Origin of the sequence: Sporosarcina sp. FSL W7-1283, from assembly GCF_038003105.1 — a bacterium.
GTDB lineage: Bacteria > Bacillota > Bacilli > Bacillales_A > Planococcaceae > Sporosarcina > Sporosarcina newyorkensis.
On the sequence record NZ_JBBOOL010000001.1, the window covers coordinates 3,257,686 to 3,283,716 of the forward strand.

General features: G+C 40.8%; 26 protein-coding genes. 12 read left to right on the forward strand and 14 right to left on the reverse strand.

What is annotated here, in order from left to right; all coding sequences use genetic code 11:
• Positions 1 to 35 precede the first annotated feature (35 nt).
• Positions 36 to 359, reverse strand: a complete 324-nt coding sequence (locus MKY93_RS17115; protein ID WP_009498670.1) for a four-helix bundle copper-binding protein — start codon at positions 357 to 359, stop codon at positions 36 to 38.
• Positions 360 to 524: 165 nt separating this feature from the next.
• Between MKY93_RS17115 and MKY93_RS17120 the strand changes: the two genes are divergently transcribed.
• Both MKY93_RS17120 and MKY93_RS17125 read left to right on the forward strand, forming a co-directional pair.
• Complete coding sequence (locus MKY93_RS17120; protein ID WP_078818559.1) at positions 525 to 1,022, forward strand: DUF3231 family protein; 498 nt, start codon at positions 525 to 527, stop codon at positions 1,020 to 1,022.
• A 160-nt stretch (positions 1,023 to 1,182) separates the two neighbouring features.
• Positions 1,183 to 1,359 (forward strand): hypothetical protein, encoded by a 177-nt coding sequence (locus MKY93_RS17125; RefSeq protein WP_009498674.1) that lies wholly within the window; start codon positions 1,183 to 1,185, stop codon positions 1,357 to 1,359.
• A 710-nt stretch (positions 1,360 to 2,069) separates the two neighbouring features.
• Here the strand turns inward: MKY93_RS17125 and MKY93_RS17130 are convergent.
• From MKY93_RS17130 to MKY93_RS17140, 3 genes are read right to left on the reverse strand one after another with little or no spacing between them, the layout of a single operon-like run.
• Positions 2,070 to 3,194, reverse strand: a complete 1,125-nt coding sequence (locus MKY93_RS17130) for a Ger(x)C family spore germination protein (RefSeq protein ID WP_221837557.1) — start codon at positions 3,192 to 3,194, stop codon at positions 2,070 to 2,072.
• On the reverse strand, positions 3,191 to 4,288 hold the full coding sequence (locus tag MKY93_RS17135; protein WP_340760476.1) for a GerAB/ArcD/ProY family transporter: 1,098 nt from the start codon (positions 4,286 to 4,288) through the stop codon (positions 3,191 to 3,193). Before MKY93_RS17135 ends, MKY93_RS17130 begins: the two co-directional genes overlap by 4 nt.
• Positions 4,285 to 5,652: a spore germination protein gene (locus tag MKY93_RS17140; RefSeq protein ID WP_009498679.1), complete on the reverse strand. Its 1,368-nt coding sequence runs from the start codon at positions 5,650 to 5,652 to the stop codon at positions 4,285 to 4,287. The genes MKY93_RS17135 and MKY93_RS17140 overlap by 4 nt, the downstream gene beginning before the upstream one ends.
• A gap of 187 nt (positions 5,653 to 5,839) precedes the next feature.
• Here MKY93_RS17140 and tatA point away from each other — a divergent pair, with 187 nt between their 5' ends.
• Both tatA and tatC read left to right on the forward strand, forming a co-directional pair.
• The gene (gene tatA, locus MKY93_RS17145; RefSeq protein ID WP_078818562.1) at positions 5,840 to 6,052 is read left to right on the forward strand and encodes a twin-arginine translocase TatA/TatE family subunit; all 213 of its coding nucleotides are present in this window, start codon (positions 5,840 to 5,842) and stop codon (positions 6,050 to 6,052) included.
• Positions 6,053 to 6,862: a twin-arginine translocase subunit TatC gene (gene tatC / locus MKY93_RS17150; protein WP_078818563.1), complete on the forward strand. Its 810-nt coding sequence runs from the start codon at positions 6,053 to 6,055 to the stop codon at positions 6,860 to 6,862.
• Between the two features lie 9 nt (positions 6,863 to 6,871).
• Here the strand turns inward: tatC and rpoN are convergent, their stop codons facing one another.
• Positions 6,872 to 8,158, reverse strand: coding sequence for an RNA polymerase factor sigma-54 (rpoN, locus tag MKY93_RS17155; protein ID WP_245799543.1), 1,287 nt, complete (start codon positions 8,156 to 8,158; stop codon positions 6,872 to 6,874).
• A 212-nt stretch (positions 8,159 to 8,370) separates the two neighbouring features.
• On the opposite strand from rpoN, the gene MKY93_RS17160 reads away from it, so the two are divergent.
• The 7 genes from MKY93_RS17160 to MKY93_RS17190 all read left to right on the forward strand — a co-directional run bounded on the left by MKY93_RS17160 (position 8,371) and on the right by MKY93_RS17190 (position 16,765).
• Positions 8,371 to 10,314, forward strand: a complete 1,944-nt coding sequence (locus MKY93_RS17160; protein ID WP_221837562.1) for a sigma-54-dependent Fis family transcriptional regulator — start codon at positions 8,371 to 8,373, stop codon at positions 10,312 to 10,314.
• Positions 10,315 to 10,590: 276 nt separating this feature from the next.
• Positions 10,591 to 11,943, forward strand: a complete 1,353-nt coding sequence (lpdA, locus tag MKY93_RS17165; protein ID WP_340760482.1) for a dihydrolipoyl dehydrogenase — start codon at positions 10,591 to 10,593, stop codon at positions 11,941 to 11,943.
• Between the two features lie 24 nt (positions 11,944 to 11,967).
• Positions 11,968 to 12,915, forward strand: coding sequence for a thiamine pyrophosphate-dependent dehydrogenase E1 component subunit alpha (locus MKY93_RS17170; protein WP_009498685.1), 948 nt, complete (start codon positions 11,968 to 11,970; stop codon positions 12,913 to 12,915).
• An 18-nt stretch (positions 12,916 to 12,933) separates the two neighbouring features.
• Positions 12,934 to 13,989, forward strand: a complete 1,056-nt coding sequence (locus MKY93_RS17175; protein WP_078818567.1) for an alpha-ketoacid dehydrogenase subunit beta — start codon at positions 12,934 to 12,936, stop codon at positions 13,987 to 13,989.
• A 12-nt stretch (positions 13,990 to 14,001) separates the two neighbouring features.
• The gene (locus MKY93_RS17180; protein ID WP_078818568.1) at positions 14,002 to 15,264 is read left to right on the forward strand and encodes a dihydrolipoamide acetyltransferase family protein; all 1,263 of its coding nucleotides are present in this window, start codon (positions 14,002 to 14,004) and stop codon (positions 15,262 to 15,264) included.
• Between the two features lie 263 nt (positions 15,265 to 15,527).
• A complete protein-coding gene (locus MKY93_RS17185) occupies positions 15,528 to 15,899 on the forward strand; it encodes a hypothetical protein (protein ID WP_009498689.1) in 372 nt (123 codons plus the stop codon).
• Between the two features lie 173 nt (positions 15,900 to 16,072).
• Positions 16,073 to 16,765 (forward strand): YczE/YyaS/YitT family protein, encoded by a 693-nt coding sequence (locus tag MKY93_RS17190; protein ID WP_078818627.1) that lies wholly within the window; start codon positions 16,073 to 16,075, stop codon positions 16,763 to 16,765.
• Positions 16,766 to 16,833: 68 nt separating this feature from the next.
• Here MKY93_RS17190 and MKY93_RS17195 read toward each other — a convergent pair whose 3' ends face one another.
• The 8 genes from MKY93_RS17195 to garR form a co-directional block, all read right to left on the reverse strand.
• Positions 16,834 to 17,619, reverse strand: a complete 786-nt coding sequence (locus MKY93_RS17195; protein ID WP_340760489.1) for an ASCH domain-containing protein — start codon at positions 17,617 to 17,619, stop codon at positions 16,834 to 16,836.
• Between the two features lie 53 nt (positions 17,620 to 17,672).
• Complete coding sequence (locus MKY93_RS17200; protein ID WP_078818570.1) at positions 17,673 to 18,524, reverse strand: metallophosphoesterase; 852 nt, start codon at positions 18,522 to 18,524, stop codon at positions 17,673 to 17,675.
• Positions 18,524 to 19,285: a hypothetical protein gene (locus MKY93_RS17205; RefSeq protein WP_078818571.1), complete on the reverse strand. Its 762-nt coding sequence runs from the start codon at positions 19,283 to 19,285 to the stop codon at positions 18,524 to 18,526. The genes MKY93_RS17200 and MKY93_RS17205 overlap by 1 nt, the downstream gene beginning before the upstream one ends.
• Positions 19,282 to 20,013, reverse strand: a complete 732-nt coding sequence (locus MKY93_RS17210) for a hypothetical protein (RefSeq protein WP_340760491.1) — start codon at positions 20,011 to 20,013, stop codon at positions 19,282 to 19,284. Before MKY93_RS17210 ends, MKY93_RS17205 begins: the two co-directional genes overlap by 4 nt.
• 223 nt (positions 20,014 to 20,236) lie before the next feature.
• Positions 20,237 to 20,467: a hypothetical protein gene (locus MKY93_RS17215; protein ID WP_139366033.1), complete on the reverse strand. Its 231-nt coding sequence runs from the start codon at positions 20,465 to 20,467 to the stop codon at positions 20,237 to 20,239.
• Between the two features lie 301 nt (positions 20,468 to 20,768).
• Positions 20,769 to 22,118, reverse strand: coding sequence for a GntP family permease (locus MKY93_RS17220; protein ID WP_009498697.1), 1,350 nt, complete (start codon positions 22,116 to 22,118; stop codon positions 20,769 to 20,771).
• Positions 22,119 to 22,127: 9 nt separating this feature from the next.
• Positions 22,128 to 23,543: a four-carbon acid sugar kinase family protein gene (locus tag MKY93_RS17225; RefSeq protein WP_252990003.1), complete on the reverse strand. Its 1,416-nt coding sequence runs from the start codon at positions 23,541 to 23,543 to the stop codon at positions 22,128 to 22,130.
• 1 nt (position 23,544) lies between these two features.
• On the reverse strand, positions 23,545 to 24,438 hold the full coding sequence (gene garR / locus MKY93_RS17230; protein ID WP_078818575.1) for a 2-hydroxy-3-oxopropionate reductase: 894 nt from the start codon (positions 24,436 to 24,438) through the stop codon (positions 23,545 to 23,547).
• A gap of 151 nt (positions 24,439 to 24,589) precedes the next feature.
• Between garR and MKY93_RS17235 the strand changes: the two genes are divergently transcribed.
• Positions 24,590 to 25,201 carry a GntR family transcriptional regulator gene (locus MKY93_RS17235; RefSeq protein WP_078818576.1) on the forward strand — a complete coding sequence of 204 codons (612 nt, stop codon included), beginning with the start codon at positions 24,590 to 24,592 and terminating at the stop codon, positions 25,199 to 25,201.
• A gap of 161 nt (positions 25,202 to 25,362) precedes the next feature.
• Here MKY93_RS17235 and MKY93_RS17240 read toward each other — a convergent pair whose 3' ends face one another.
• On the reverse strand, positions 25,363 to 25,899 hold the full coding sequence (locus MKY93_RS17240) for an acyl-CoA thioesterase (protein ID WP_009498701.1): 537 nt from the start codon (positions 25,897 to 25,899) through the stop codon (positions 25,363 to 25,365).
• Positions 25,900 to 26,031: the final 132 nt, after the last annotated feature.

The following is a 26,031-nucleotide window of genomic DNA, read 5'->3' on the forward strand; positions in this document are numbered from 1 at the left end:
TACTTGATTCAAAAAAACTCTTTAACTTGACCTAATTACGCGGCACTTCGACATGCCTGTGCACATTTACGGCAAGCTTCTGCACACTTCTGACAATGATCATGGTCGTGTTTTGCGCATTCTTCCGCACATTTTTCACAAATGTCTGCACACAACTTGAGAATTTGCGCAGTAAATGGGCTTTCGCGAGTAATCGCTTGTATTGCATACGAACAACTATCCGCACATTCCCGATCCAATCGAATGCAATTCGCCATCATTTTAACGTCTTCTTCTTTTAAACACGCATCAAAGCATTGATTACAAGCCTTCACACAGTCTTCCAGTACACGCAATACGTCTTCATATTGAGAATTCATCCAATCGCCTCCAATTTGTTAATTCCTAAGTAATCTTCCCGCTTTCATTCATCTTAAACTGAGAGTTCCGTCTTGTTTTTAAAACTTCTAAAAACTGTATGCATAAAAAAATGATTTACGCAAAAACTATACCTGAACATTATCATGATATTAAGGAGTGATTTTTTGGGTATTTTAGACGGTAATCCGAAAGATGAGCCAATGCATTATGGTGAAGTAATTGCTGTTTGGTCGTTTATGGGCTCAAATAATGGGTTGATTAGTGGGTATGAAGCATTTGTCAATCATGCCGAGGACGCAGACTTAATCGCACTGTTGGAGGAAGCGATTAAGACGATGAAAGCTGAGAATAAAGAATTCGGCAAAGTGCTAAAAGCAAACGGTATTACGCCTCCCCCCGCGTTGCCAGAAAGACCAAAATCAAATCCAGAGGAAATTCCAGCTGGAGCTCGGTTTATGGATCCTGAAATCAGTGCGGCCGTCTCCATTAACGTAGGTCAAGGGCTTGTTTCATGTAGTATGGCAATGGGTCAATGCTTGCGTGAAGACATCGCCGCGCTATTCGCGAAGTTTCATTTGGAAAAAGTGGCGTTCGGCGCAAAATTATTGAACCTAAACAAATCAAAAGGCTGGATTATCCCGCCACCTCTTCATATGTCATGAGCTAGCTAAAACTCCGTACTGCATTCGTGCAAGACGGAGTTTTTTTATTCTCTGGCCGACCCATTAAGATGAATTTTTTTCCACTCATATAAAGCGTAATTCTGCTCAATCTATAGGTGTAGATGTCATCATCTAACAACTTTAAAGGATGTGTTTTTTAATGGATAACCGAAAAAACGATCGTCAGCGTCAAGACCAACGTCAAGATCAGCAGAACCAGCGTGAGAGACAGGATCAAGCAGAAAACATGGAGTTTGGTGAAGAGTTTAACTTCGACCAAAAACGTCAACGACAAGATGATGAGCAAAACAGAGAACGACGCAATAACCGAAAATAACTAGAGGAGGCTTTCCAATAGGCCCTCTCTAATCGATCTGGAAGCTAATTAATGAATGATTAGTCGATATCCAGAAAATATGTGCCATCTTATTGTTAGCGCTAATACAGCAGTCAATTGGCTGGTATGAGGACGGTATCGGACCGAACTCATGCCAGCCAATTGCTGTTTTCGTTAAGACAACGAAAGGTGATCTTAATATCTCGTTTCTATTTCTTCAATTTGTTAATCATTTCCCATAATACATCTCTGGTCTCGATAGCCCGAAGACTTTATCCATAAGAAATCATCTGAACGTTTAAATACTCTACGTTTATTGAGCGATTCTTACGTGTAGTGTCGCTTCACTTACCTTTAAGAACACCTCCATAAGCGTGTTTACCGAGCTGAATATTAAATACAAACTGGGATGCCACGAGAGAGAGTCTTTCCGTTATCCCCCTCTTTATTGTATTGTTCTTTTAGCTCCTGAAGAGTATTCTTCTCTAATTTAGAGGGCATGCGTTCGCCAGATTTCCTTCCTGTACTTCTGCCTCCACACCATCTTTTCCAGTCAATGTGCTATGACCAAGTCGTTCCTTTTCTATAGACACTTACGGCTTAATTTCATTGCTATTTTAGTCATAATAAAGCACTCCAAAAGTTAAATTGCTGCTCTAACTTTTGAAGTGCATCTCGAAAAAACTCTCGAATCAATGTCCTTCTTCGTATCATTGATTCGTTCCCATACTCATCAACTTCACATCCACACTCACTCTAAACTCCAATTCAGGATAGGCTTCTTTCCACGTCTCATAAAGGCCATCCTTCTGCAGTCTCGTCGCCCGGTAACGCAAGCCGAAACCGAAAGGATCCAATTTCTTTTCCTGCATATCCTTCAAGAGATGAAGTATTTTCTTTTTAATTTCCTCTTCTGCCATTTTGTCGTACTTATCCAATTTAGATAAGGACAGCCTTTGTCTAGACTCACCTATTTCTCCTGCCATTGTCACCTTCATGTCAATCGCCTCTGGCACTCCATTTTTCGTGATAATTTTGTACTTCATTTTAATTCTGTCAAAATTCAAAAGCAGCCTCATCTTACCTTGCTCCGTCTTATAAGAGAAACCATTAGCATCTTTGAAGAGAGAATTGTAATACTTTGTTTCGATGTCATCAAGCGAAGCGGACTCATTTTCGTCTCCAATAACCAGACTTTTATTGACAATAAGTTCTTCATGATCTCCATTTGTCGTAATAACTGGCAAGACAGGACTTATTCCTTCCATGTAATAATCTCGTCTCAATTGAAATAAGTAAGTGGTGATAATGAAAGGACTTTCCGTTCCGGTATCCCCAAAATAGTTAAATAAAGAGACAGAAGCAGGTGCTTCCGTTTTTGTCTCTGTTTTCAATACCTTCTCAGCGGATGGTCGCGCCGCCGCAACGTAGGCAATCAACTGAACATCCCCCCTTCTGGTAAAGAAATCCATAAATGGTCGAAGGGAGCCCGAAAGAAGTTCTTCGTTGATGACAATTACCTTCATATGTCCAAGTTCTAATACTTTATCAACATGTGTTTCTAACATTCTAATTGACTCTCCTATTGTTTCCCCCTCTTGGGAAAGATACGCATAGCTCGGCTGTGTTGACTCCTTAATGGCACCGTAGGGCAACGCAATTTTCAACGTAACTTTATAGCCATTCTCTATATTTTCCGCAGGATCCACTCCAATTGCAGAGACAAAGAACCGTTTATCAATATCTTTAAAGGCACAGCCAGATTGAAGAATAACTGTTCCTATCAGGAGGAAGGTCAAAAGTATGTCTTTAACAGAAGATCGTCTATATTTCAAGAGTTTGCCCTCCGTTTCACCAACATCAACGTCCCCATAAGCAATATAAAAAGGAATGGTAATGTACCGTAAAAATAGTTGATATACTTAAACAAACCATATTCTGTTATTTTAACAGCGACAACTATACTTACCGTCCAAAAAGCGATGATGAGAATACTGTTCGCTATCGTCCTTTTTTTTCTTTTTTCTAATTTATCGATTCCTAAAGCGCCTTGAAAAAATTTTAACGACACATGCCAATGAATCATAATGTTTAAGAACGCAATGGCAAGGAAAATCAAAAGGAATATAAAAATAATACGTTCGACTACTCCAAATTTCATTCGAATTGAATCCGTGGTTACAATCCATGGATAGAGAATATCTTCAATTCCATCAAAACCAATAAAGCCAATTGGGATAAAATAGGTTGTAAATAAAACGAAGAAGCCCATCCCTCCGACAATCAGTCCCTCTTTAATACCAAATTTCATTTTCTTCTTTATATATTTATTAAAATATAGCATGTCAAAAAAACCCAAGAATATATAGGAAGAGGCCGTAAATAGGGTATAATTGGGGAAGCTGTTTACATTCATAATCGCTACTCCAACATTATCCCAGTCCAATTGTCGATCTAAATATACTTTTAATAAGAAATATAAAATTATGGGGACAAGTAATACAAGAATGATTTCTAATGTGTACAAGACACTTCGACCTTTCATCACTAAACCAAATGTAATAAACAGAATGAAGGTGCCGACAATTGAATAAATAGGCATTTCAGGTGTTAGGTATCGGAGCAATATATCCGAATACGTAATCAACGTTGCCAACCCACTAACATACCAATTGATTGCAAAGAAAAGAAGCAACGGAACAAATAACCATTTCGATAAATATGTTTCCATTAATTCTGGAAGTGTTTTTCCAGGAAATGAACTTAGTAATCGAATCACTGACCAAGTGGCAAACACTCCGAAAATCAAAGCCAACGCCATGGAAGTAATTGCCCCATTATTACTTCCGCTTAGAAGAATCCTTGGCAAAGAGGCTGCTATATTCGCTATCATATTAGTTGTAATTAGAAAATAGACGAATCGACTCATCTCTTACCCGCCTTTAATTCCTTTTCACGATTCCACCAATACATGCGTAGGTAAGGCTGTCCTAAACTGTCTTTGTTCGACAAAAACATAATAAGCCCCAACATTCCTAAAACAAGTCCCGCCAACCCGAACAATGTCGCATAAAGTAATAGGAAAAATCGGCAGATCCTAATAGCGTAACTCATCTCATTGACCGGAATTACGAATGTAGATATGGCAACGAGGGAAACGACAATTACGATAATATTGGATGCTAAAGCAGCCTCGACAACAGCGGTTCCCAAAATTAACCCACCGACCGTTGTGGCTGTTGCACTAATCGTTACAGGAAGACGTAAACTGGCTTCCGTGAGTAGTTCGATAAAAATCAACATGAAAAACACTTCAATAAATGATGGATATGGAACACCTATCCGACTTGCTGCTACTGTAAGAGCAAGTTCTGTTCTGAATACGTCCGGATTATAGGATGTAACCCCCACATAAATTCCCGGCAGCATGAGACAAGTGAAAAGCCCGCCGTAGCGCAAGACCATAGCTCCCACCATAATCCAATAAGAATGGTACCTATCTTCCATAGATGCCATAAAGTCAAAAAAGACAATCGGCGTCACAATAGCATGCGGACTCCCATCAACCAAAATGATGACTTTTCCAGCCGTTATATTGTTAATCAATCGATCAGGGCGTCCAGAAAGAAGGCTCGTGGGGAACAGGCTGCGTTTTTTGTTATTCAAATAATATATCAACTCATCTGCAGCTTGAACCAATTCAACATCCAATGGTTGGAGTCGTTCCTTGATCTTATCCAGCACGCCCGGTCTGACTCTATCCTTATCGTAAAGAAGGGCAATACCTCGATTTGATTGTTCATCCAATTCAAGTGTCTCTACAATGAGGGATGGATCGTGATAACGTTGCCGAATTATATTGATGTTAATTTCCAAACTTTCACTCATCCCCATTTGAGGGCCATGCATAGTCGGTTCCAAATCCGCCTCTTGCACCATATTATTTGCTACAATTTTTAATTCCAGCAAGGTCAGTTGATTGTTAACCATGACCAATACATTACCTTTTGTCAGTTCGATCATTACTTCACGATCACCGGACGGTAACTTGGTTTTATACGGCAGCGAATTGATATATTCCGCGTAATGTCTTTCTTCCTTCATTTCAAAAAATGGTTTCACAATGACGGATTGCAGTTGAAGTGGGTCGACTACACTTTTCAAAAACAGAAGATGAACTTTCTTTCCTTCTATCGTCAAGGTATTTTGTACAATATCATCAGATGGTTCTAGTTTTTTGGTTAGACGTTTCATGTACTCGGGGGTATTCGGATTTTCTGTATTTTCATCCATTTTCCTGTCACTTCCTCAATGCATCTCGTATAGACCGTAGCTTGCCCGAAAGTCCATAAATTTAGTCAAAAATATCCCCTTTTCAATTCTTTCATAAAAAAATACATAGGAAATTGTTTTAGGCGGTCGGAAACTGGCTATTATATAAAAAGGACTTGATTTTTAAGGAGAGAAAGGAGGAAATGCTATGAATTTAGCAGCCATTGGAGTACCGGGGTTAATTATCATCTTAGTTATCATTTTGATTTTATTTGGACCACGTAAATTGCCCGAGGTCGGTTCTGCGGTAGGAAAAACTTTAGCAGAGTTTAAAAAATCCGCAAAGGATATAATGGATGACGATGATGACCAACCAAAAACTGAAGCACAGAAAACTGAAGTACAAGAGCAGGTGAAGTAAATGACAGTACCCACAGAAGAAAAACAAACGAATGAACACGTTGCATCTGTCGGGTCAAAAGATTCAAGTACCAACGATTCTACGATGGAGCCGACACTTGTAGAGCATTTGACGGATCTGAGAAAACAGCTGGTTAAAAGTATTGCTGTCTTTTTAGTCTTCTTCATCGGAGCTTTCAGTACGATAAATTTGTGGTTTCCTTATGTAACGAGAGGTCACAAACTTATCGTCTTGGGACCATTAGAGATCATCACCTTTTATACCACAATCTCTGCAGCGCTGGCTCTCGGTTTAGCACTGCCATTCTTATGCAATTTTTTATGGCAATTTGTGAGACCTGGTTTAAACGAAAAGGAGAGTCGATTCCTCAGTCTTTACTCGCCAGTGATGTTTATTTTATTTGCTGCTGGCTTAGCTTTTGGCTATTTCATTGTCAATCCGTTGAGTTATAACTTCCTAATCTCGTTAGGTGCAATGAATTTCGATATTTTAATTTCTGCACAAGAATATGTACGCTTTTTGCTGCTGACGACCATGCCAATCGGGTTGTTATTCGAGTTGCCAATGGTCGCTATGTTTCTTGCCGCAATCGGTTTATTGACAGGCGATACGATGAAAAAAGTACGAAAGTGGTCATATGTTGTATTGGCCGTTCTCTCTGCATTAATCACCCCGCCTGATTTTATCAGTCAGCTTATTGTACTCATTCCAATGATTCTCCTGTATGAAGCAAGCATTCGCTTGGTGATACATACAGAAAAACGTGCTCAACTGAGAGCAACAGAAGAAAGCCAATCACGGCCGGTGTGATTGGCTTTTTCATAAAATCCCTTTCCGCTTGCTTGATGAAGGGATCTGCAGTTCTTCTCGATACTTACTGATCGTTCTTCTCGATACCGTAATTCCTCGTTCTTTTATAAAGTAATCCGCAATTTTTTGATCGGATAACGGTTTTCGTTTGTCTTCTTTTGCGATTAAAGCTTGTAACAAAGATTTGACGGCCGATTGGGAGATACTATCACCGTCTTGACCGGATAATTTGGAAGTGAATAAAGAACGCATTTCGAAGGAACCAACCGGAGTTTGCATTACTTTATTTGACACTGCCCGACTCACTGTAGATTCATGCATCTCGATGCTGTCGGCTATGTCTTTTAACGTCATCGGCTGCAACGCCGCAAAACCTTCCTTAAAAAAAGATTCCTGTTTTTTCAGCATTTCCGTTACAATTCGAATAATCGTATGACGTCGCTGCTCGATACTCGACAATAGCCATTGTGCTTTTTTATGGTATTCGCTTAAATATGAAGAGAGCTCCGATTTTCCTTGCAAAGACGATACGTATTCTCGTTGCAAACCAATCTTCGGCAATCCTCGATCATTTAAATGGAATGACAGCTTTCCTTCTGTCTCTTCTACAACGATATCCGGTATCATAAATTCGGTAGTCACTAGTGAAAGTTCTGGACACGGCCGAGGATTCAATGTTAGGACATAGTCATGCAATTCATTTACCTGCAGTAAGGAAATCCCCATACTCTTCGCGATTTTCTCCCACTTTCGTTCCGCAATCAGCGTTAGATGATCACCAATAAAAGTCTCGACTAATTCGGGATTTGTATCACTTCTCCTAACCTGCAGCAATAGACATTCCTGTAAATTCCTTGCGCCAATACCCGGAGGTCCGATTTGTTGTAAAAGCTCGATTCCCAATTCTATGCGAGAAGGGTCCATAAATTGCATGTCTGTAGACAAGTACCCATTATCATCCAAGTTGTGAATGATAGCCTTTAACAATTGTCTTGTCTCACTATCTGGGAAACTCACATTCACTTGCTTGATCAGTTGATCACGTTTACTCTCTTCTTGCTGCTTTACCCAATCCTGTTGCTCTGCTCCATTTCCAGAACTCTTAGTAGAGATTCTTTCCTGAAAGGATTCATTTCTATCGGATTCTTTTAACTCAATCAGTGGATTTTCTAATTCTTGTTCTCTTATATATTGTTCTAAATCATAAGTGGATAATTGTAATAACTCAATGGCTTGTCGCAATTCTGTCGTCATACGCAAATGCAAATCCTGTTTTTGCTGTAAAACCATTTCCATAACCCATTCCTCCTTAAGATTTATCCACACAATAACTTCAAAGTTGAATGCGCTTTCATTTATCTGACTCTATCATAACATGTCGCTCAAACTTTTCGATAGAGAATTTCTCCTAGATTGTCTTATCTATCGCATCCAATCTACCTTGTATGCTATAGTCTAAATATTCGGTAGTCTTATATTTAGCATATAAACGGTTTGGAGGCTTGGATATGAATCCTTTACTTAAAAAAGCAATTCTTAAACCTTATGAATTTAATCTGTCAGCTAAAGCAGCCTGGAAACAGTATCAAGATCATGGAATACATTCAAATGATTCTATTCGTCACGAAATTTATGAATCCTGGGAGAATTCCAAGAGTCTTGGTGTAAATCCTCTTCAATCAAAAATACAAGAAGTTGTGACCCACCACGATTTAGGCAATCGCTTACAACAAAATGAACAATTATTGTCGTATGCAACCCCAAAAACCACACATATTTTAGAGTTATTAAATGAGTCACAAACTATGTTATCCATTACCGACCGCCAAGGAACTATTTTGTATTCCTGCGGAAACAGACAAACACTAAAGCGAGCTGAGGCGCTTAACATCTCGGATGGCGGTACATGGAGTGAGAAATCAGCCGGTACGAATGCCGTTGGAGTCACTTTGAAAACTAAACAATCCGCTCAAGTACTATTTTCCGAGCACTTCTGTGAAAAGAATCATGATTGGTATTGTGCGGCTACACCAATTATTGCTCCTTTTACAAAAGAGCTATTGGGAATCGTCAACATTGCAGGTTCTAATCCGAATCTCCATCCCCATACATTTAAGCTAATTATCGCAGAGACTCAAAATGTATCAAATTCAATTATGGGACAAGTATATGAAAGTGCAGTACGTGACAATCTATTTTTGAAAAATACGATAGAAGTGGCTGACGAGGCTATTTTGGTGGTGGATAGCGGAAAAAATATTATAGAAAGAAATATAATTGCGATGACCAATCCAATTATTTCTCAGGTTTCACAAATTCAATCCCTTATTGGATTGGAAGAACTTTTAATCCACACCATGAACGGACAGAATATCCTGAATGAAGAAGTGAAGATCAAACATTCAAAACAAATTTTTCGTTGCTCCATCCAGCCGCTTTCATTCCAAGATATATACTTAGGTGCCATTATCACTTTAAGGAAAACTAAATCCTTTTCAAAACATGAGCATAAACCTGCTTTAAAGAAAACTACAAATAAGAAATCTGACCCATTTCTAAATATAACTGGTTCATCTACTAGTTTTTCTTATGTCATAAAACAAGCAAAAAAGGCGGCTGCTATTGATGCGACAATTTTCCTTTCAGGAGAGACTGGTACAGGAAAGGAAGTATTCGCACAATCCATCCATCAAGCAAGCGAAAGAAGAGATCATCCTTTTATCGCAATCAATTGTGGAGCCATTCCAAAAGGATTACTAGAAAGTGAATTATCGGGATACGAAGCTGGTGCGTTCACCGGTGCCAGAGCAAAGGGAAGCCCAGGGAAATTTGAAATGGCACAGGGCGGCACCGTTTTCTTGGACGAAATTGGTGACATGCCCCTTGATCTTCAAGTTCATTTGCTACGCATTCTTGAGGAACGTGAAGTGACAAGGATCGGTAGTGCGAAGCCCATTCCAATTGATGTCCGTATCATCGCCGCCACGCACCGTGACTTATCACAATCTGTCACAGATGGCCTTTTTCGTGAAGACCTATTGTATCGTCTAAAAATTATTCAATTAACGTTACCTCCACTTCGGGAGAGAACATCAGATATCTCTGAATTATCTCATCGTTTCATCAATGAACTAAGCAATCAATTTGGAAAACAACATGTACAAATCACGGCAGAGACAGTACAATGTCTCATTGATTACCACTGGCCTGGCAATATCCGCGAATTAAGAAACGTGATTCAGCAAGCGTTATTTAATCTGGAAGGTGAAATGCTTACTCCTGCGCATCTACCTTTAGAACTAAATTCAAACTTAAAGCAAACTGACAAAGAGCAGTTACTCGAATCCTTACAAGCTGAAAATGGAGTAGTTACCCATGCTGCCAAACGTCTCGGTGTCTCACGCGCAACTATGTACCGACGAATGAAGCAATTTAATATTACCGCACGATAACCCGTCCTCTAATGGATCAACAGCCTCCTGTTGATCTGTTAGAGGTTTTTTGCTACAGTGAGGCACTTTTCTGTCTCACTGAGACACTCTGGATCCCTCCATTTAATCCGAATTTAGTTGATATATTGAATAAAACTCACAGTATCATAGTCTCTTAAAAATTTTCGTTTTTTCGGCATGCTTCTTGCAATATATAATAATGCATCATCAAAAGAGCTAATTTATTATTTCTTTAAAAGTTCATTTTATTTTCATGAAAGCAGGTGATAGAAAGTTATGGAAACATTTGATTTAGCTGTAATTGGGGCAGGTCCCGGCGGCTATGTCGCAGCAATTCGTGCGGCCCAATCGGGAAAAAAAATAGCTCTCATAGAAAAAGGTAAACTTGGCGGCACTTGTCTACACGTTGGCTGTATTCCTTCCAAAACTCTTTTGCAACATAGTGAAATGATACAAGTCATCCACAAGGCAAATGATTGGGGTATCCAGACAGGATCTATGTCGATTGATTTCCCCAAATTAATGGACCGGAAAAATCAAGTGATTGACACGTTAGCACAGGGAATTCAGTACTTAGTAAAAAAAAATCAAATTTCATTATTTCAAGGGATTGCTACAGTCACTACTGATCGAGTCGTTACAGTGAAGGATAAACACTTCAAAGCCCAAGATGTAATTTTAGCGACTGGAAGTAAACCATTTGTCCCGTCAATTCCCGGACTTGATCAAGTGGACTATTTAACAACAGACACTTTTTTCGAACTTCGGAAGTTACCCAGTACACTTGTAATCATTGGCGGTGGTGTCATTGCCATCGAGCTCGCCTTTGCCATGGCACCGCTTGGTACATCTGTCACTGTTATTGAAGTAGCAGACAAGATTTTATTGTCAGAGGACGAGGATGCAAGAAAAATTATCTTACAACGCTTGAATAGATTAGGTGTACTTGTTGTAACAAGCGCGGAGATCAAGAGCGTCACAAAAGACAGTGTAATAGTTAAAGATACAATCTATCCTTATGACCAACTGCTTGTTGCAACAGGTAGAACTCCTAACCTAGAAATAGCTAATCAACTAGATTTACAGCTTGCTGATTCGGATCGCTATATTGCAGTCAACGATCATTATGAGACGAGTACAAAACATATTTACGCGATTGGCGATATTGTAGAGGGTTATCAACTGGCACATGTAGCGAGCGCGGAAGGTTTGACGGCCGTTCAAGCAATCCTAGGAGAAGAAGTTTTACCACTGGACTCCTCTTCCATTCCACGATGTGTCTATACACATCCGGAAATTGCTTCATTCGGTCTTAGTGAACACGAAGCTTCAGAGAGTGGTTATCAAGTACGGACGACCCTCACTCCCCTATCTGGAAATGGAAAAGCACTTGCCATGGACGAGACAGAAGGCTTTGTCAAAATTATTGCCGACACAACATACGGAGAAATTCTTGGAGCAGTGATTGTTGCTCCGAATGCGACAGAGTTAATTCAGGAATTGTCAGCAGTTAAACATGCAGAAGGTACGATGTTTGAGCTGGCCAATTTTGTTCAGGCGCACCCTACTGTCTCAGAAGCAATCGGGGAAAGTGCTAACGCATTTTTCGGTCTAGCTATTCATAAATAGAATGTCATAAAGGAGGAATTTATTATGGATCAGCAAACAGCATTATGGATTTATCAAAAGATGAATGAAATTCGTTTTTTTGAGGAGGAAGTGCATCACATATTCGGAAAAGGTCTAATCCCTGGATTTGTTCACTTATACGCTGGAGAAGAAGCCGTCGCTACTGGCGTGATGGCACTACTGGATGACGAAGATTATATTACGAGTACACACCGCGGACACGGACATGCCATTGCAAAAGGCTGCGATATTAAAGGTATGATGGCTGAAATAATGGGCAAAAAAGATGGCTTGGGCGGCGGAAAAGGCGGTTCCATGCACGTTGCAGATATAGACCGGGGAATGCTCGGCGCCAACGGGATAGTTGGCGGTGGGTTCGGGTTAGCAGCAGGAGCCGCATTAACCATTAAAACGCTTGGGCAAAGTCATGTAGCAGTCTGTTTCTTCGGAGATGGGGCTTCCAATGAAGGGACATTCCACGAGGGGCTTAATTTAGCGTCAATCTTGGACTTACCAGTAATTTTTGTCTGTGAAAATAACCAATTCGGGGAAGGCACTCCTTTCCGTTATGCTTCAGCATCTGAAACCGTAGCGGAACGCGCACCTGCCTATAATATGCCTGGCGTTCGGGTAGACGGAATGGACGTGGAAGCCGTTTACGAGGCTACTGAGAAAGCTATTAAACGAGCTAAGGCCGGAGAAGGCCCTACTTTAATTGAATGTGATACGTACCGACATTTCGGACATTTTGAAGGAGATGAACAAAAATATAAAACCGACCAAGATCCAAACAGGGACCGTGATCCAATTACGGAATTCCGTGAAAAAGCTACCAAGAATAAATGGATGACTTCAGAACAAGCGGACGAAATTGAATCAAACGCGAAGAAGACAGTTGAGGATGCAGTAGCTTTTGCAGAAGCTAGTCCACTTCCAGATGAATCCACACTTTACACGGATATTTTTGCATAAGAAAAGGGGGAACTGACGATGACGGAAAGAAAAGTCACTTTTATGACAGCAATCAATGAAGCAATGGCGCAATCCATGCGTAAAGACGAATCTGTTATTCTAATTGGTACAGATGTAGCAGGCGGGGCAGAAGTTGATCATTTAGTCCAAGATGACGGAAGATATGACGATGCATTTGGTGGGGTGTTCGGTTTATCCAAAGGGCTTGTTACTGAATTTGGGAGAAGACGCGTCATTGACACACCGATTGCAGAACACGGCTACTTCAGCGCAGCTGTCGGCGCAGCAGCAACCGGCTTACGCCCAATCGCAGAATTGATGTTCAATGACTTTGTTGGTTTTGCACTAGATCCTATCTTGAACCAAGGAGCAAAAATGCGCTATATGTTTGGCGGAAAGGCAAAAATCCCACTTACCGTACGCACGGTCCATGGGGCAGGCGCAGGAGCTGCTGCTCAACACTCCCAAACATTGTATGGATTGTTCGGTGCAATTCCCGGTGTAAAAGTGGTCGTTCCTTCCAATCCTTATGACGCAAAAGGGCTCATGCTAGCAGCAATCGAAGACGATAACTTGGTCGTCTTTTCGGAGGACAAAATGCTTTATGGCATCAAAGGAGATGTGCCGGAAGACTATTATACAATTGAAATCGGCAAGGCGAATGTAGTACGTGAAGGAAGTGACCTGACAATTGTGGCGATAGGTAAAATGGTGCAGGTCGCTCAAGAAGTAGCAGAGCGACTGAATCCCGATGGTGTCGAGGTAGAAGTAATCGATTTACGAACGATTGCACCATGGGATCAGGAAACAGTTATTGAGTCTGTGAAAAAAACAGGCCGCCTAATTGTTATAGACGAATCCAACCCGCACAACAATACAGCGACAGACATCGCATCTGTTGTAGCAGATAAGGCATTCGACTATCTAGACGGTCCAATTAAAACAGTTTGTGCACCAAATACACCTGTTCCATTTGCCGCTAATCTGGAAAAAGCATATATACCAGATGCCAATAAGGTATTGCATGTAGCTGATGAAATCATTGAAGACTTAAAGAAATCTCATACAATGTAGGAGGTGAAATAAATGAGCGAAACAATTGTAATGCCGAAACTAGGTATGACTATGACAGAAGGCACCATTACTGAATGGTATAAAGAAATAGGTGACACAGTTGAAAAAGGTGAACCTGTTTTAATGATTAGCTCTGAAAAACTAAATCAAGATGTAGAAGCTCCAAACACCGGTATTCTATTGGAGAAGTTCGGTGACGTGGAAGATGAACTGAAAGTGGGAGACGCCCTTGCGATTATTGGCGAAGAAGGAGAAAAGCCTTCCTCAGCTGATAAAAAGGATACTAACCCTGTCAGTGTAGATGTAATGAATTTCGAAAAACCGCATTCACCATCAGACATACCTGCACAGCAAGGAGTAACAAAACATCAACAGTCAGATCGGATCTTCATTACCCCGTTAGCGAGACGAATGGCTGTCGACAATGATATCGATATCCAATCTGTGACAGGCTCTGGCGGCAAAGGGCGTATAACAAAGCGCGATATCGATAAAGTGTTGGCAAGTAGTGATAGACAGACTGAACCTGCACATGAGCTCGCTGCCAAACAAGCCGCAGCAACCGTTTCAGCACCAACTGCTTCTGTCGGCGAAGGGCTCTCTCCCATGCGAAAAGCGATTGCGAGAAATATGCGTGAAAGTTTGGCACAAACAGCCCAACTCACTTTACATCGCAAAGCAGGTATCGATCAGCTAATTGAATTCCAACAGACATTGCGCAATGAACTGAACGCCAATAATTCCGAAGTGAAATTAAGTTTGACTGTTTTATTAGCTCGAGCTGCTATCTTGGCTTTACAAGAGCTAAAGGCCATGAACTCCACATATTTTGATGGACAGTTAGTAGAATTTGATGAAGTACACTTAGGCATCGCGACTTCCCTAGATAACGGTTTACTAGTGCCTGTCATTAAAAATGCACATCAAAAGACCATTGGATCACTCGCGAACGCGTTAAAAGATGTAACTGAAAGAGCCCGAATCGGTGAAGCGGATCAAGCTCTTCTTTCTGGTTCCACATTCACTATCACCAATTTAGGTGCAAGTGGTATCGAATATTTCACACCAATACTGAATCCAACCGAAACAGGAATTTTGGGAATTGGGGCTCTGCAAGAAGAGTTGATTTTAAGTGAAGACGGAACAGTAAAAGCCATCAAAAAGATTCCACTTAGCATTACGTTTGACCATCAAATCATTGATGGAGCTAAAGCTGCCGAGTTCTTATCCATTTTAGTAAAATATATTGAAACACCTTATTTACTAGTACTGTAATACGCAAAAGTTGCAAGGAAAGGCATTCTTCCTTGCAACTTTGCTCTGTTTAACACACGAAGAAAAGGTAGTTTGTGTATCGGTCGCACTATAATAAAACACCACTAAGTCCACGTTTGCTATTCTACGGCAGCTCCTTAATTTTTCGTTATGTATTATGCATTCTCGTATTTCAAATGGGTCTACCATACCGACACTTAACACGTATTTACGATAAGCTTCATAATATACCATACCGAATTTTATAAAAAGGAGGAGTTTCAGTGCATCGTTTCCCTTACTTCCATTCACCTTATTATCCTGTCTGGCCATTCTCCACTCAAGCACAAGCCGTCAATGACACTAGCGGCTACCCACCTGTCGATACGAAAAAATTTCAATCCTCAGCTCAGGAATTCCATCTACTCATGAAACAGGCAACTTTATTAGTCGGTAAGATCGAACAATCGCCCCAATTCTCACGGGAACTTATGCAGGCCGCACAACAATCCAATCAGAATAAAGTAAACCAGCTGATTGCATCCATTGATGAAACGGCTATCGTTGAAACCCACTACACCCCAGAAGGTATTCAACTGAAATATCGGGACCAAAACGGAACATGCTGTGTGTTGACGATTAAAATTGGTTGGTGAAGTAACTGTTGTTTTTTGGACTGCATGATGTAAGCCATTGCAGTCCATCCCCTACTTATAGAAGTGAAGGTTTTCTAGCGTATCAGGTTTAATACATATCCAAATTAACATGTTATGATTAAACATAGACATTTCTAGAAAGCAGAGGTCCTTCAAAGTTTATGAAAACCATCATGAAACGTGTAATACTATATATAATCGGCTTATTTTTATTATCGTTAGGCGTTAGTTTCTCCATTCAGGCAAATCTCGGCGTTTCCCCTGTGTCTTCGCTGGCTTATGCTTTGTCGCTGACAGCCGGCCTATCCATTGGTATCACTACCATCCTCGCGAACATTTTATTCGTCGCACTCCAGGTAATTTTAAAGAAACGAATTGAATTACGTGAATTGTTCTTACAGCTATTAGTCGCACTTTTATTCGGATTTTTTATGGATGCGACACTACTCCTTGTTCAGCTGTTTCCTAACCCTGAAATTCTTCTGACAAGATTTGCTTTTCTAGTGATCAGTCTATTCATCATTTCAGCAGGTCTAGTAGCCTATTTCACGGCCAAACTTCCGTTGATGCCTTATGATGCTTTGACATATGTAATTAGTGAGCGATTCGATTTAAAATTCAGCAAAGCAAAAATTACGAGTGACTTGCTTAACGTAGGGATCGCAGGTGCAGTTTGTTTAGTCTTTATTCAATCACTCGGCTCAATTGGTATCGGAACAATTCTTGCTGCGTACTATATCGGAAAAATTCTTGGTTTTATGATGCCGCGTTTTAAACAGCCGTTACATAAGTGGATCTATCGAGGTGTAAAAGAGGTAAATCACGAAGACGGGGTCCCAATGAAGCCCATAAAATCAAAATTGTGATGTAGTGAAAGTCAGCCGGTTGCGAACGGCTGACTTTTTTGCAAAGTATTTCTATTTAGATAAATCATTTATTTCTTATAAAGCAGCCTAAACTTTTCGCAAACCACCGGCATTTTATATGTGAACTCTTTATCAAGACTTTCAAATTCTTTGCTAAAGAAAGTTTCATGAACGTCACGCCAGTAGCTTAACGAACGATCACCTTCGCCTTCCAAATAAGCGTGTTCTACCGTTACTTCGTCAAAAGGAACAACTTCCACTTCTGTCGTTTCCACTATCGCTACCGCTTCCCCATCACCATCGAGAATAATATTGTGTAGGCCCACTTGCGGTAACGGCTCGTTTTCTAATTCATAAATTGTGTAATTGGAGGCTGTCGCTGTTTTCTTTCCTTCTATAACCAGATTGGCTAGTTCATCTGCCATTTCTTTTGAATCGCCGAAAGCCCATGCTTCGTAACTTTCAGGTGCATGCGGGTTACCCTTTATATACTCTTCCCACATACGATTGGTCGAATTCTTGCTCTTATATTCTTTCCACGCGGTGATTCCTCCTTCCAATACGACAACGGTATAAGCTCGTTCGGAGAGTATGTTCGCGCACTTCGTAGCGGAATTCCCCGTTGTGCACGTGATGGTCAATTCTTTATTCATCGGTAACATAGGAATGAGTCGATCATTCTCGTCTACCAACTTGAATATCTCTGTTTTTGGCACATTCAAATCCTCTACGCTAGACCCTTCAATATGAAAGTCATTGTATTTGTCTTCAGCTCGTACATCTACAAGCACAATCTCTTCGTTAGAATTCATTTTCATAAATAAATCTTCCGGTGTTATCGTCTTAATAGTCAATTTGCTCTCCTCCTCAGTTATGCCCCTCAGCTGTTTCTCTAGTTATTTATTTCTCAATCTGTCGCTTCCAATGTGACTGCAACAATCTCCGGTCGATTGAAAACCCTTAATGGAATAATACTATTCCCAAGTCCTCTGCTCACCACCATGACCGTATGATCCAATGTATATTTACCAGCTGTATACTTCGGTAAAAACCCTTGATTCGGTGCTACTAGACCGCCAATAAACGGCATTCTGAACTGTCCCCCATGCGCATGACCGGCAAAAACTATATCAAATTCATGCTCTGCGTAGAGCGAAAACATTTCGGGCCTATGCGATAAAAGGATAGTAGTATTTTCTTTTTCAAGCCCTTCGGTCGATCTCAAAATGTCCTCCTCTGATGTATCTCTTTCTGATCGGCTTTCATTTTCGTACGCCGGATCATCAATCCCAACAAGATGTATCTCTTCATTACCTTTAACCAAGGTAACATGTGTGTTTCTCATGACTTGTACTCCTATATCATGTAAAGAACTCTCCAGTGAACTGAACGTTCCCGACCACCATTCATGATTTCCCGAGACAAAATAAACAGGCGCAATTTGAACCAATTCCTCCATCAAAATAAGGCTAGCTTTGTCGCCCTTTTTCTTTGAATCGATCAAATCGCCCGTAAATACAATGATGTCTGGTTCCAAGCCGCTGACTTTACGCACCAAAGCACGCTGTTCTTCCCCAAAACTCTTATTATGCAAATCAGACAACTGCACAATTTTGAATTGATCAAAGCCAGCTGGGATGTTTGTCGAACGAATTGTAGTGCGAGTAATATCGATTGCATTATTTTGAAAATAAATGAAAGATCCCAATGCTGCAAGAGTCACTACTACATATAAAAACTTCTTCGACATCCGGTTCATCACTTCCTATCCGGCAACTCTAACTGTTCTTCACTAAAAATCATCATATAATCTACCGAGATATTACTGACACTATAGCTATCGCCATTTACTGAACTCTCTGGATATGCTTCGTTCCCTGACTGATCCTTTGCAATCCAACTGAAATGTATCTCTTGTGTTGGTGAGAAATTCTCAAAGAACAACTCAGGCTGATGTTTTGCTTTAGTTTTTAAAAAAGAATCCAAAATCTGCACTCCATCTTCAGGCAACGGCATCACGCCATATGAACTGTCCTTGAGAGAGGTGACCCACTCCATTTGCACCCTTGGATAATATGTTTCTTCTTCTACTACTTCTTCTGAGATTCGCTGTCCTCTCTCCCGAATCATATATAATTGGAGAGTACTTAGTTGATCCGCAGGAGATATATTCCATACAAAATGATAAGAAGATGGATCTTGCTGGTCAACCTTCCACACTCTAGGTTCGCCGTTCATATCAATATGTGCCACCTGCCATTTACGGTTCTTCCAAATCCAATAGCTCAGACCGTATTCTTGGCGTTCAGAAATGAAAGGGACCACTGTATGACGTTCATCTGCATGAATTATATCTTGAATCACGTCAACAGCCGCTTCGGGAAACATCTCATGAATTTCATTCATCAATTGCGCATCAGTTGGAAAAGAGACTGGTTCCGATAAATAAAACCAACCAGCTAAGCCAATTACCACACCAAGGAGCACGATACCGGTCAAAATCCACGATTGTTTCTTCATTGGCTCCCTCCCTCATCTATCAGCGATGCATCTGTGCGAAAATATAGCTGCCGATCTGAAGTCGTCACTAAAATTCCTTTACCGTCCTCTTCGACATAGATCATAGAATGCAAACCACTTCCCCATTTTGATCCAGTGCCTGTCAGCTGATAAGGGAAACGTTCATTCCGTTCAGCAGGTTCTGTTTCCAAATAGTATTCCGTATACCACTCATCATTAAAAACCCTATCCTTTTTCATAGTGTCCAGTTGGTCAAAATATTTTTCTGTCTGAAATACCTGATGATCTTTTGCGGCAGGATGAATAGAGATAAGTTCTGGGTTTTCCACCTGAGAAAGATAGGTCGATAACTGGTCTTTCGGATAAAACCATTGTTGGAAAGGAACGGATAGCAGAGCAAATGCTAGGAAAATATAATTTGACCAAAAGCCAAGCCAGACAAACGATCGATAACGCTCCCATCGGTTTTCCTTACTTTTCAAAATGAAATAGAGAAACCATACTCCAAGCGGTAAAATCGCCAATCTTAGCAGCAGATCAAACCAATATACATTAATAGAGAAAGAAAACAGACCTACAATTATGGTGACCAGGACTTTCCATAATTTTAGTTTGACTTTCTGCTTCGTATAGAGTTTGAAAGCAATATACCCCAATGCTATCCAAGATAGTAGAGTGAATATGATAGGAATCAGATTAAAGTCAAATAAAACTTCGATGGCGGACACCCCTTCTCCCTTAACGGAAATCAGAAAACAACATCTAATTTAATTATAGACTGTGTGTCTATTAGTTGCATCTTCTTAACAGAAAAATAAAAAACAAGTGATGAGCACCAATTGGTCTCATCACTTGTTTTATTAGTCGATCTTTAAATCGTTCCTTAAAAATGTCTCGTAAATTCAAACATAGTATAGTAACTTTCAATAATTTATACCCTCTTAAACGATATTACTTCCAAGACACTTGTGAAGGATGACATTCAAACCAACCAAGCCACTCGGATAACGCGCAGCCCGCTTCGAATCCAACTTCCCCGCTTTGCCACTTACTTCCTAAGGAAGTTGAACCTATAGTCTGACTGGTAGATGCTGCCTCCGCAGTATTTATAGAAGGGTTAGCACCAATAGCTAAAACACCCGCCATTAGTAACGCTGCTGCAAATCGACCTGTTTTTTTCAACTCTATCAATCCCTTTCGTAGATCTATATGATTTATTAATGAAGCTTTTAACAAACCACACATAACTATTCCCAGTAAAAAGAATAGTTAAACATTTTAGCTATATAAAATTAACTGCGATGAGTAATGCATTTTTTTCTCTGTTAATTTGGAAGGCGGAAATATTTTTCTACACAAGAAGATGTGTTTATGAGCCGCGATGGCGAAGTTATAAGCGCAAATCGAAGTCGTATGAGCGCGCCACCTCGTTGAGTGACGAAAACCGCAAGCCACTCATCTATGAGCAACTTGCGGTTTTGCATTATAATCCAGGTAAAATCCCGCTTAGTAAATTTAATAAATATACCATGCCAAGTGCGGAAAGACCTGCGATAAATCCACCAATCGACCATGCTTGAATTGTTTGAGGAATCGTCAAACGACCAAATTTATTGACGACCCAGAAACCAGAATCATTCGGCAAGGACAAGCCGATCGCTCCCGCACAAATTGCAAGTCCAAGCAAAATTGGAGAGACGCCGAGTTCTCCGGCCATCGGTCCGAGAATGGATGAAGTCGTGACGAGCGCGACAGTTGCTGATCCGAGCGAAGCACGTAAAATTTGTGAAAAGATGAATGCCAGGATGAGAACCGGAATACTCCAACCTTGCATCGTCTCAATCAAATAATCTCCTATGCCGCTTTGATTAATTACTGCACCGAAAGCGCCACCAGCTCCCGTGACAAGGATGATCATTCCTGCAGAATTGATTGCTTCATCATACAATGTTTTATAGGGCACATGTATATACGGTTTCAGCACGATCAATCCGACAATCACACTGATTAACAATGCAACGTTTTTGTCGCCAATGAAACCTAGAATTTGTGATGCAGTCCCTTCTTCCAACCATAAATCCGTGACTGTATTCAGGAGTATCAGTATAATCGGCAAGCCAAGCATAAAGAACGATAAACCTGTAGAGATTTCTTTACGACCTTCAACTTTATCAGGAACGGCAATATCATCCTCAAGTTCTTCCGGCATGGTCTTAATTCGTTTGCCAATAAATGAACCGTAAAAATAGCCGCCGATCATCGCTGCTGGGATTGCGCAAATGATTCCATAAAGAATAAACAATCCTAAGTCTGCGCCCGTATTTTCCGCCACAACGAGCGGTCCAGGTGTTGGCGCAATCATACTGTGCGAAACGATCAATCCGACACCGAGGGAAGTTACGAATGTCACAATCGAAATTCCTGTACGTCTGGATAAACTTTTCACCAGTCCACTCAAAATGACGAAAGCTGCATCGAAGAAGACAGGAATCGAAACGGCAATTCCTGTTAAAGAAAGCCCGGCTGCTGACCGCTTGATCCCAAACACTCGCAGCACAGCTTCCGCAATTTTTTCAATTGCACCTGATACACCTAAGAACTGGCCAAAAATTACCCCAAGACCGATTAAAATTCCGACTCCAGTTAGCGTGTTACCAAACCCCGTCGTAATGAGGCCCGGAATATCTGCCAACGGAAATCCAAGTACAAGTGCTGTAACAAAGGCTACAACAATCAACGTTACGAACGGCTCAATATTCATTTTTAATATCATAAAGAATAATGCTGCCAATGACAGCAGAAAAATGACAATGAGCATATTACCTTCTACCATGTCATCACCTCAATCCTTATTCACTAATTTCTCTACAACTGTGCGCAGTGTATCGACTTCACCGACGTTGCCAGGGAAGATGACATACGGAATGCTTGGAAAACGACTCTCTTCCCCTGTTTTCCATACAGGAATACCGGGCGCGATTTGTCCAGCCACTTCTGCTTTTTTCACGGCTAGCCCCTTTGTTCCCACATCACTTGACGTAATGCCGCCCTTTGCAATGACAAATGCTGGCTGTGGATTGCAGTGTGCAACAAACTGTGTGACTGCGGAGGAAATCTTCACAGATAAAGCCAACTCCTCTTCCTGCCGCCCTTCACCTAAATCGATTCGACTACGAGATGTATACACACAAACCGTCGTGCCTTCTCCAATTTTCTCATTGATCCTCTCCTGAATCTGTACAATTTCTTTTTCAAATTGTTCTTTATCCACGACGAGGTGACAATCAAATTCGATAAACTCAATCGAATCCAAAGCTTTCAAAGCGTTTAGTTGATCTGTCGTTTTCCGCACATGCGAACCGACTACAATCAAACCGCCCGTTGCTGAATTTTTTTGAATCAAGTCCACTTTGGTCAAATATGGTTTTGAAGAAATATCACCGATGACTTTTGTAAAGGAAGCTGCCGTACGGAATAGAAAATGTTTTCCTTGCTGGATAACACGCATCAACGCTATCGTAAACACTTTTAAATCCTCTTCCGATACCGCATTGACAATCATCTTTTGGAAACTTTCCAGACGATGCAATTTAGACTCAATCGAACCAAAATCAAGTGCGCGCAGCTCGTCAAGTGAAATCGACAATACCGAGTCAGCAGGGAATTGATTCTCTGTTTTCTCCGCAATATATTCCTTCAGATCGCTCTTTGTAAATCCAAACATCCGGTCCTTTGCAAATTCTGTTTCTCCTGCCGGTATATAGTTCCCGTTTTGCTTTACATAATGCACATCATCTATCGTTTCTCTGCCGCCTTCTTTGAAAAACGGTATAACGATTTCCCCATCGACTTTATACGCATCTTGCTTTTCAATCACATTTCTCAAAACTTCGGTTTCAAGAGGGTAGTGCCCACGCAATGTGGAATCACCCCTACTGATGATTATAAAGTCTTGTCCTGTTTCTTTCGCAGCGATGGCTATTCTTTCCGCAATTTGCGTATGAACTCTCGTCGTTTCATCCACAGAGAATGCTCGGGAATTGGTCAAAAGGAATACTAGCTGACGTGATTCCTCAAACATGGAACGGATAGTTTCGGCAGACCAGTCGGTATATACCGGAATGCCATGAACCGTTTGTACACCAGTCGGATCATCATCTAGCACAATAATTTTCTGCTGAAACGTTGGACGTTCTGTTTTCCAAAGAGTTTCCAAATCCAGTCCGTACACAGGAAGGTGTTTAATACGCTGTTGCACTTTATTTACCTCCCTTTGGCACTTCAAAATTCGCTAATTTCTCATAGTATTGAATCAAACCCACATGATCGTCTGCTGCTTTGCCATCTATTTTCAATGCATGGAACATTTCTAAGACATCCGTAGACAGTGGCATTGGTACACCAATATCATGTCCTGCCTGAACAACATTCGTCAGATCTTTCATATTAATGTCGATACGCCCGCCTGCTACGAAGTTCCGCTCCAAGACTAAAGGGATTTTCGCGTCTAAAACAGTACTTCCTGCCAATCCGCCTCGGATGGCTTGGTACATTTTTTCGATATCCACTCCGGATTTCGATGCCAGAACTACTGCCTCAGACATCGCAGCAATCGTGACATTAACCAAAATTTGATTGGCAAGTTTGGTAGTCGATCCACTGCCGTGACCTCCTACATGCGTAACATCTGCTGCCATAGCTTGGAGTACGGGAAGGGCTTCATTTAAAGCTTGCTCTTCGCCACCTATCATGATGGACAGGGTTCCATCAATTGCTTTCGGCTCTCCGCCACTCACTGGTGCGTCCATAAACCGGACATTCACTTTTTTTAATTCCTCTGCACAAAGGATCGAATCTGCCGGCGATACAGAACTCATATCGATTACGATCGATCCAGGCTTAAGATGATTTACAATTCCATTTTCACCGAATAAAACGTTTTGGACGATAAAAGCATTCGGCAGCATTGTGATGACAATATCGCTTCCTTCAGCTGCCATCTCAGGTGAAACCGCTTCCATGGCCCCCGCATTTGCTACAACTTTTCTGGCATCTTCATTCAAATCAAATGCCTTCACTTCAAATCCTGCTTTTATAATATTAAAGACCATAGGACGCCCCATGATACCAAGCCCAATAAAACCAATCTTCATCTTATGTTGCCTCCTCTTTATTTGACAATTAGCGATTTCATTATACAATAAGTTTTCTGACTTGTATACATTATTTAACTCAATGAATACAGTTACCTAATTTGATAGATTCTCTTGTATACTGTTTAGTAACGAACGGAGGAGAAGTACAATGGAAATCACTTCACGTAGCGCGCAACTAATCGCATATGAAACAATCCGGGAAAAGATTATAAATGGAGCTTTTCCTGGCGGGATGAAATTAGTAGAAGTCCAACTGGCTGAAGAAATCGGAGTGAGCCGGACACCCATTCGAGAAGCGATCCGTCGTTTAGAACAGGAAGGTTTAATTAAGCGAAAAAAAGTGATCAAGCCAAGCGAAAAAGACTTGCGTCATATGTTCCAGATGCGTACATTAATTGAAAGTCATGCTGCAAAAATGGCTGCCACGTATATGTCTGAAAAACGCATTGTTCAATTGCGGTCAAGCATCCATTTGGCACAAAGGAGCAATACAGAAGGCACGGTGAAAGCTAATAAAGAATTCCACGATCTAATTGTTCAGGAATGCAGAAATCCGATTATGATTGAAACGGTCGATAAAATGCAATCGATTATTTACCTATTTAGCAAAACTGTAGTAGTGCATGAACGCCCATTATTACTTGAAGAGCATATGAAAATTTGCGATGCAATTGAGCAGCGCAAACCTGAATTAGCGAGCAGTTTAATGGAAGAGCATTTGAAAGCCGATCTGGAGTTTACACTTAACATCGTGGAGTGAATTGCATTTCGTTCAACGTCATTTATAACAAAAAAAGATAGGTATCCTCTACTGAAATTGATTAGAGAACATCCTATCTGATAATAGTGTGGACAGCTGTGCAGCATTTTATACGTCCTCACTAAAAAGCTCAGTCAACATTTATTGTTGACTGAGCTTCGTTATACTTTTACTTGTACAGGATCATGCCAAGGGTAGTTATTCGTCAAAACAGTTGCTAAGTCTTTACTTTGTTGCTTTCTCATTTTACGAATTTCAGCTCTTTGCGGCGCTGTCTCATGCAAGTATTTTTCCTCTTCTGTCTCTGGGATGACTTGTGGAACGGCCAATGGTTTTTTATCCTCATCCAATGCAACGAAGGTTAATAGAGAGGTAGCAGCTATTTTACAATCACCACTTGCCAAGTCTTCTGCGATGACCTTCACAAAAATCTCCATCGATGATTTCCCTGTCCACGTCACATAGGATTCAAAACAAACGGAATCTGAAGGACGAATCGGATGCAGAAAATCCACGGAATCCATGGAAGCCGTTACGCAGTCGGCCCTACTATGCCGAGCTGCTGAAATCGATGCGATTTGATCAATATCACTCATTAAACGACCACCGAACAATGTATTATGATTGTTGACATCATTGGGAAAGATTCTGCTCGTTCGAACGACTCTTGATTCCCGGCACTGCTTTTCACGTTTCATTCCAAATGAAGCCTCCCCTTGAAATACGCCAACCTATTAAATCTAAATTAGAATACATTCATAAACATTTTTATATTTGTGTATCAAATAAATATACCTAATGTTCACAAAATTGTCAAGGTTGATTTGTGA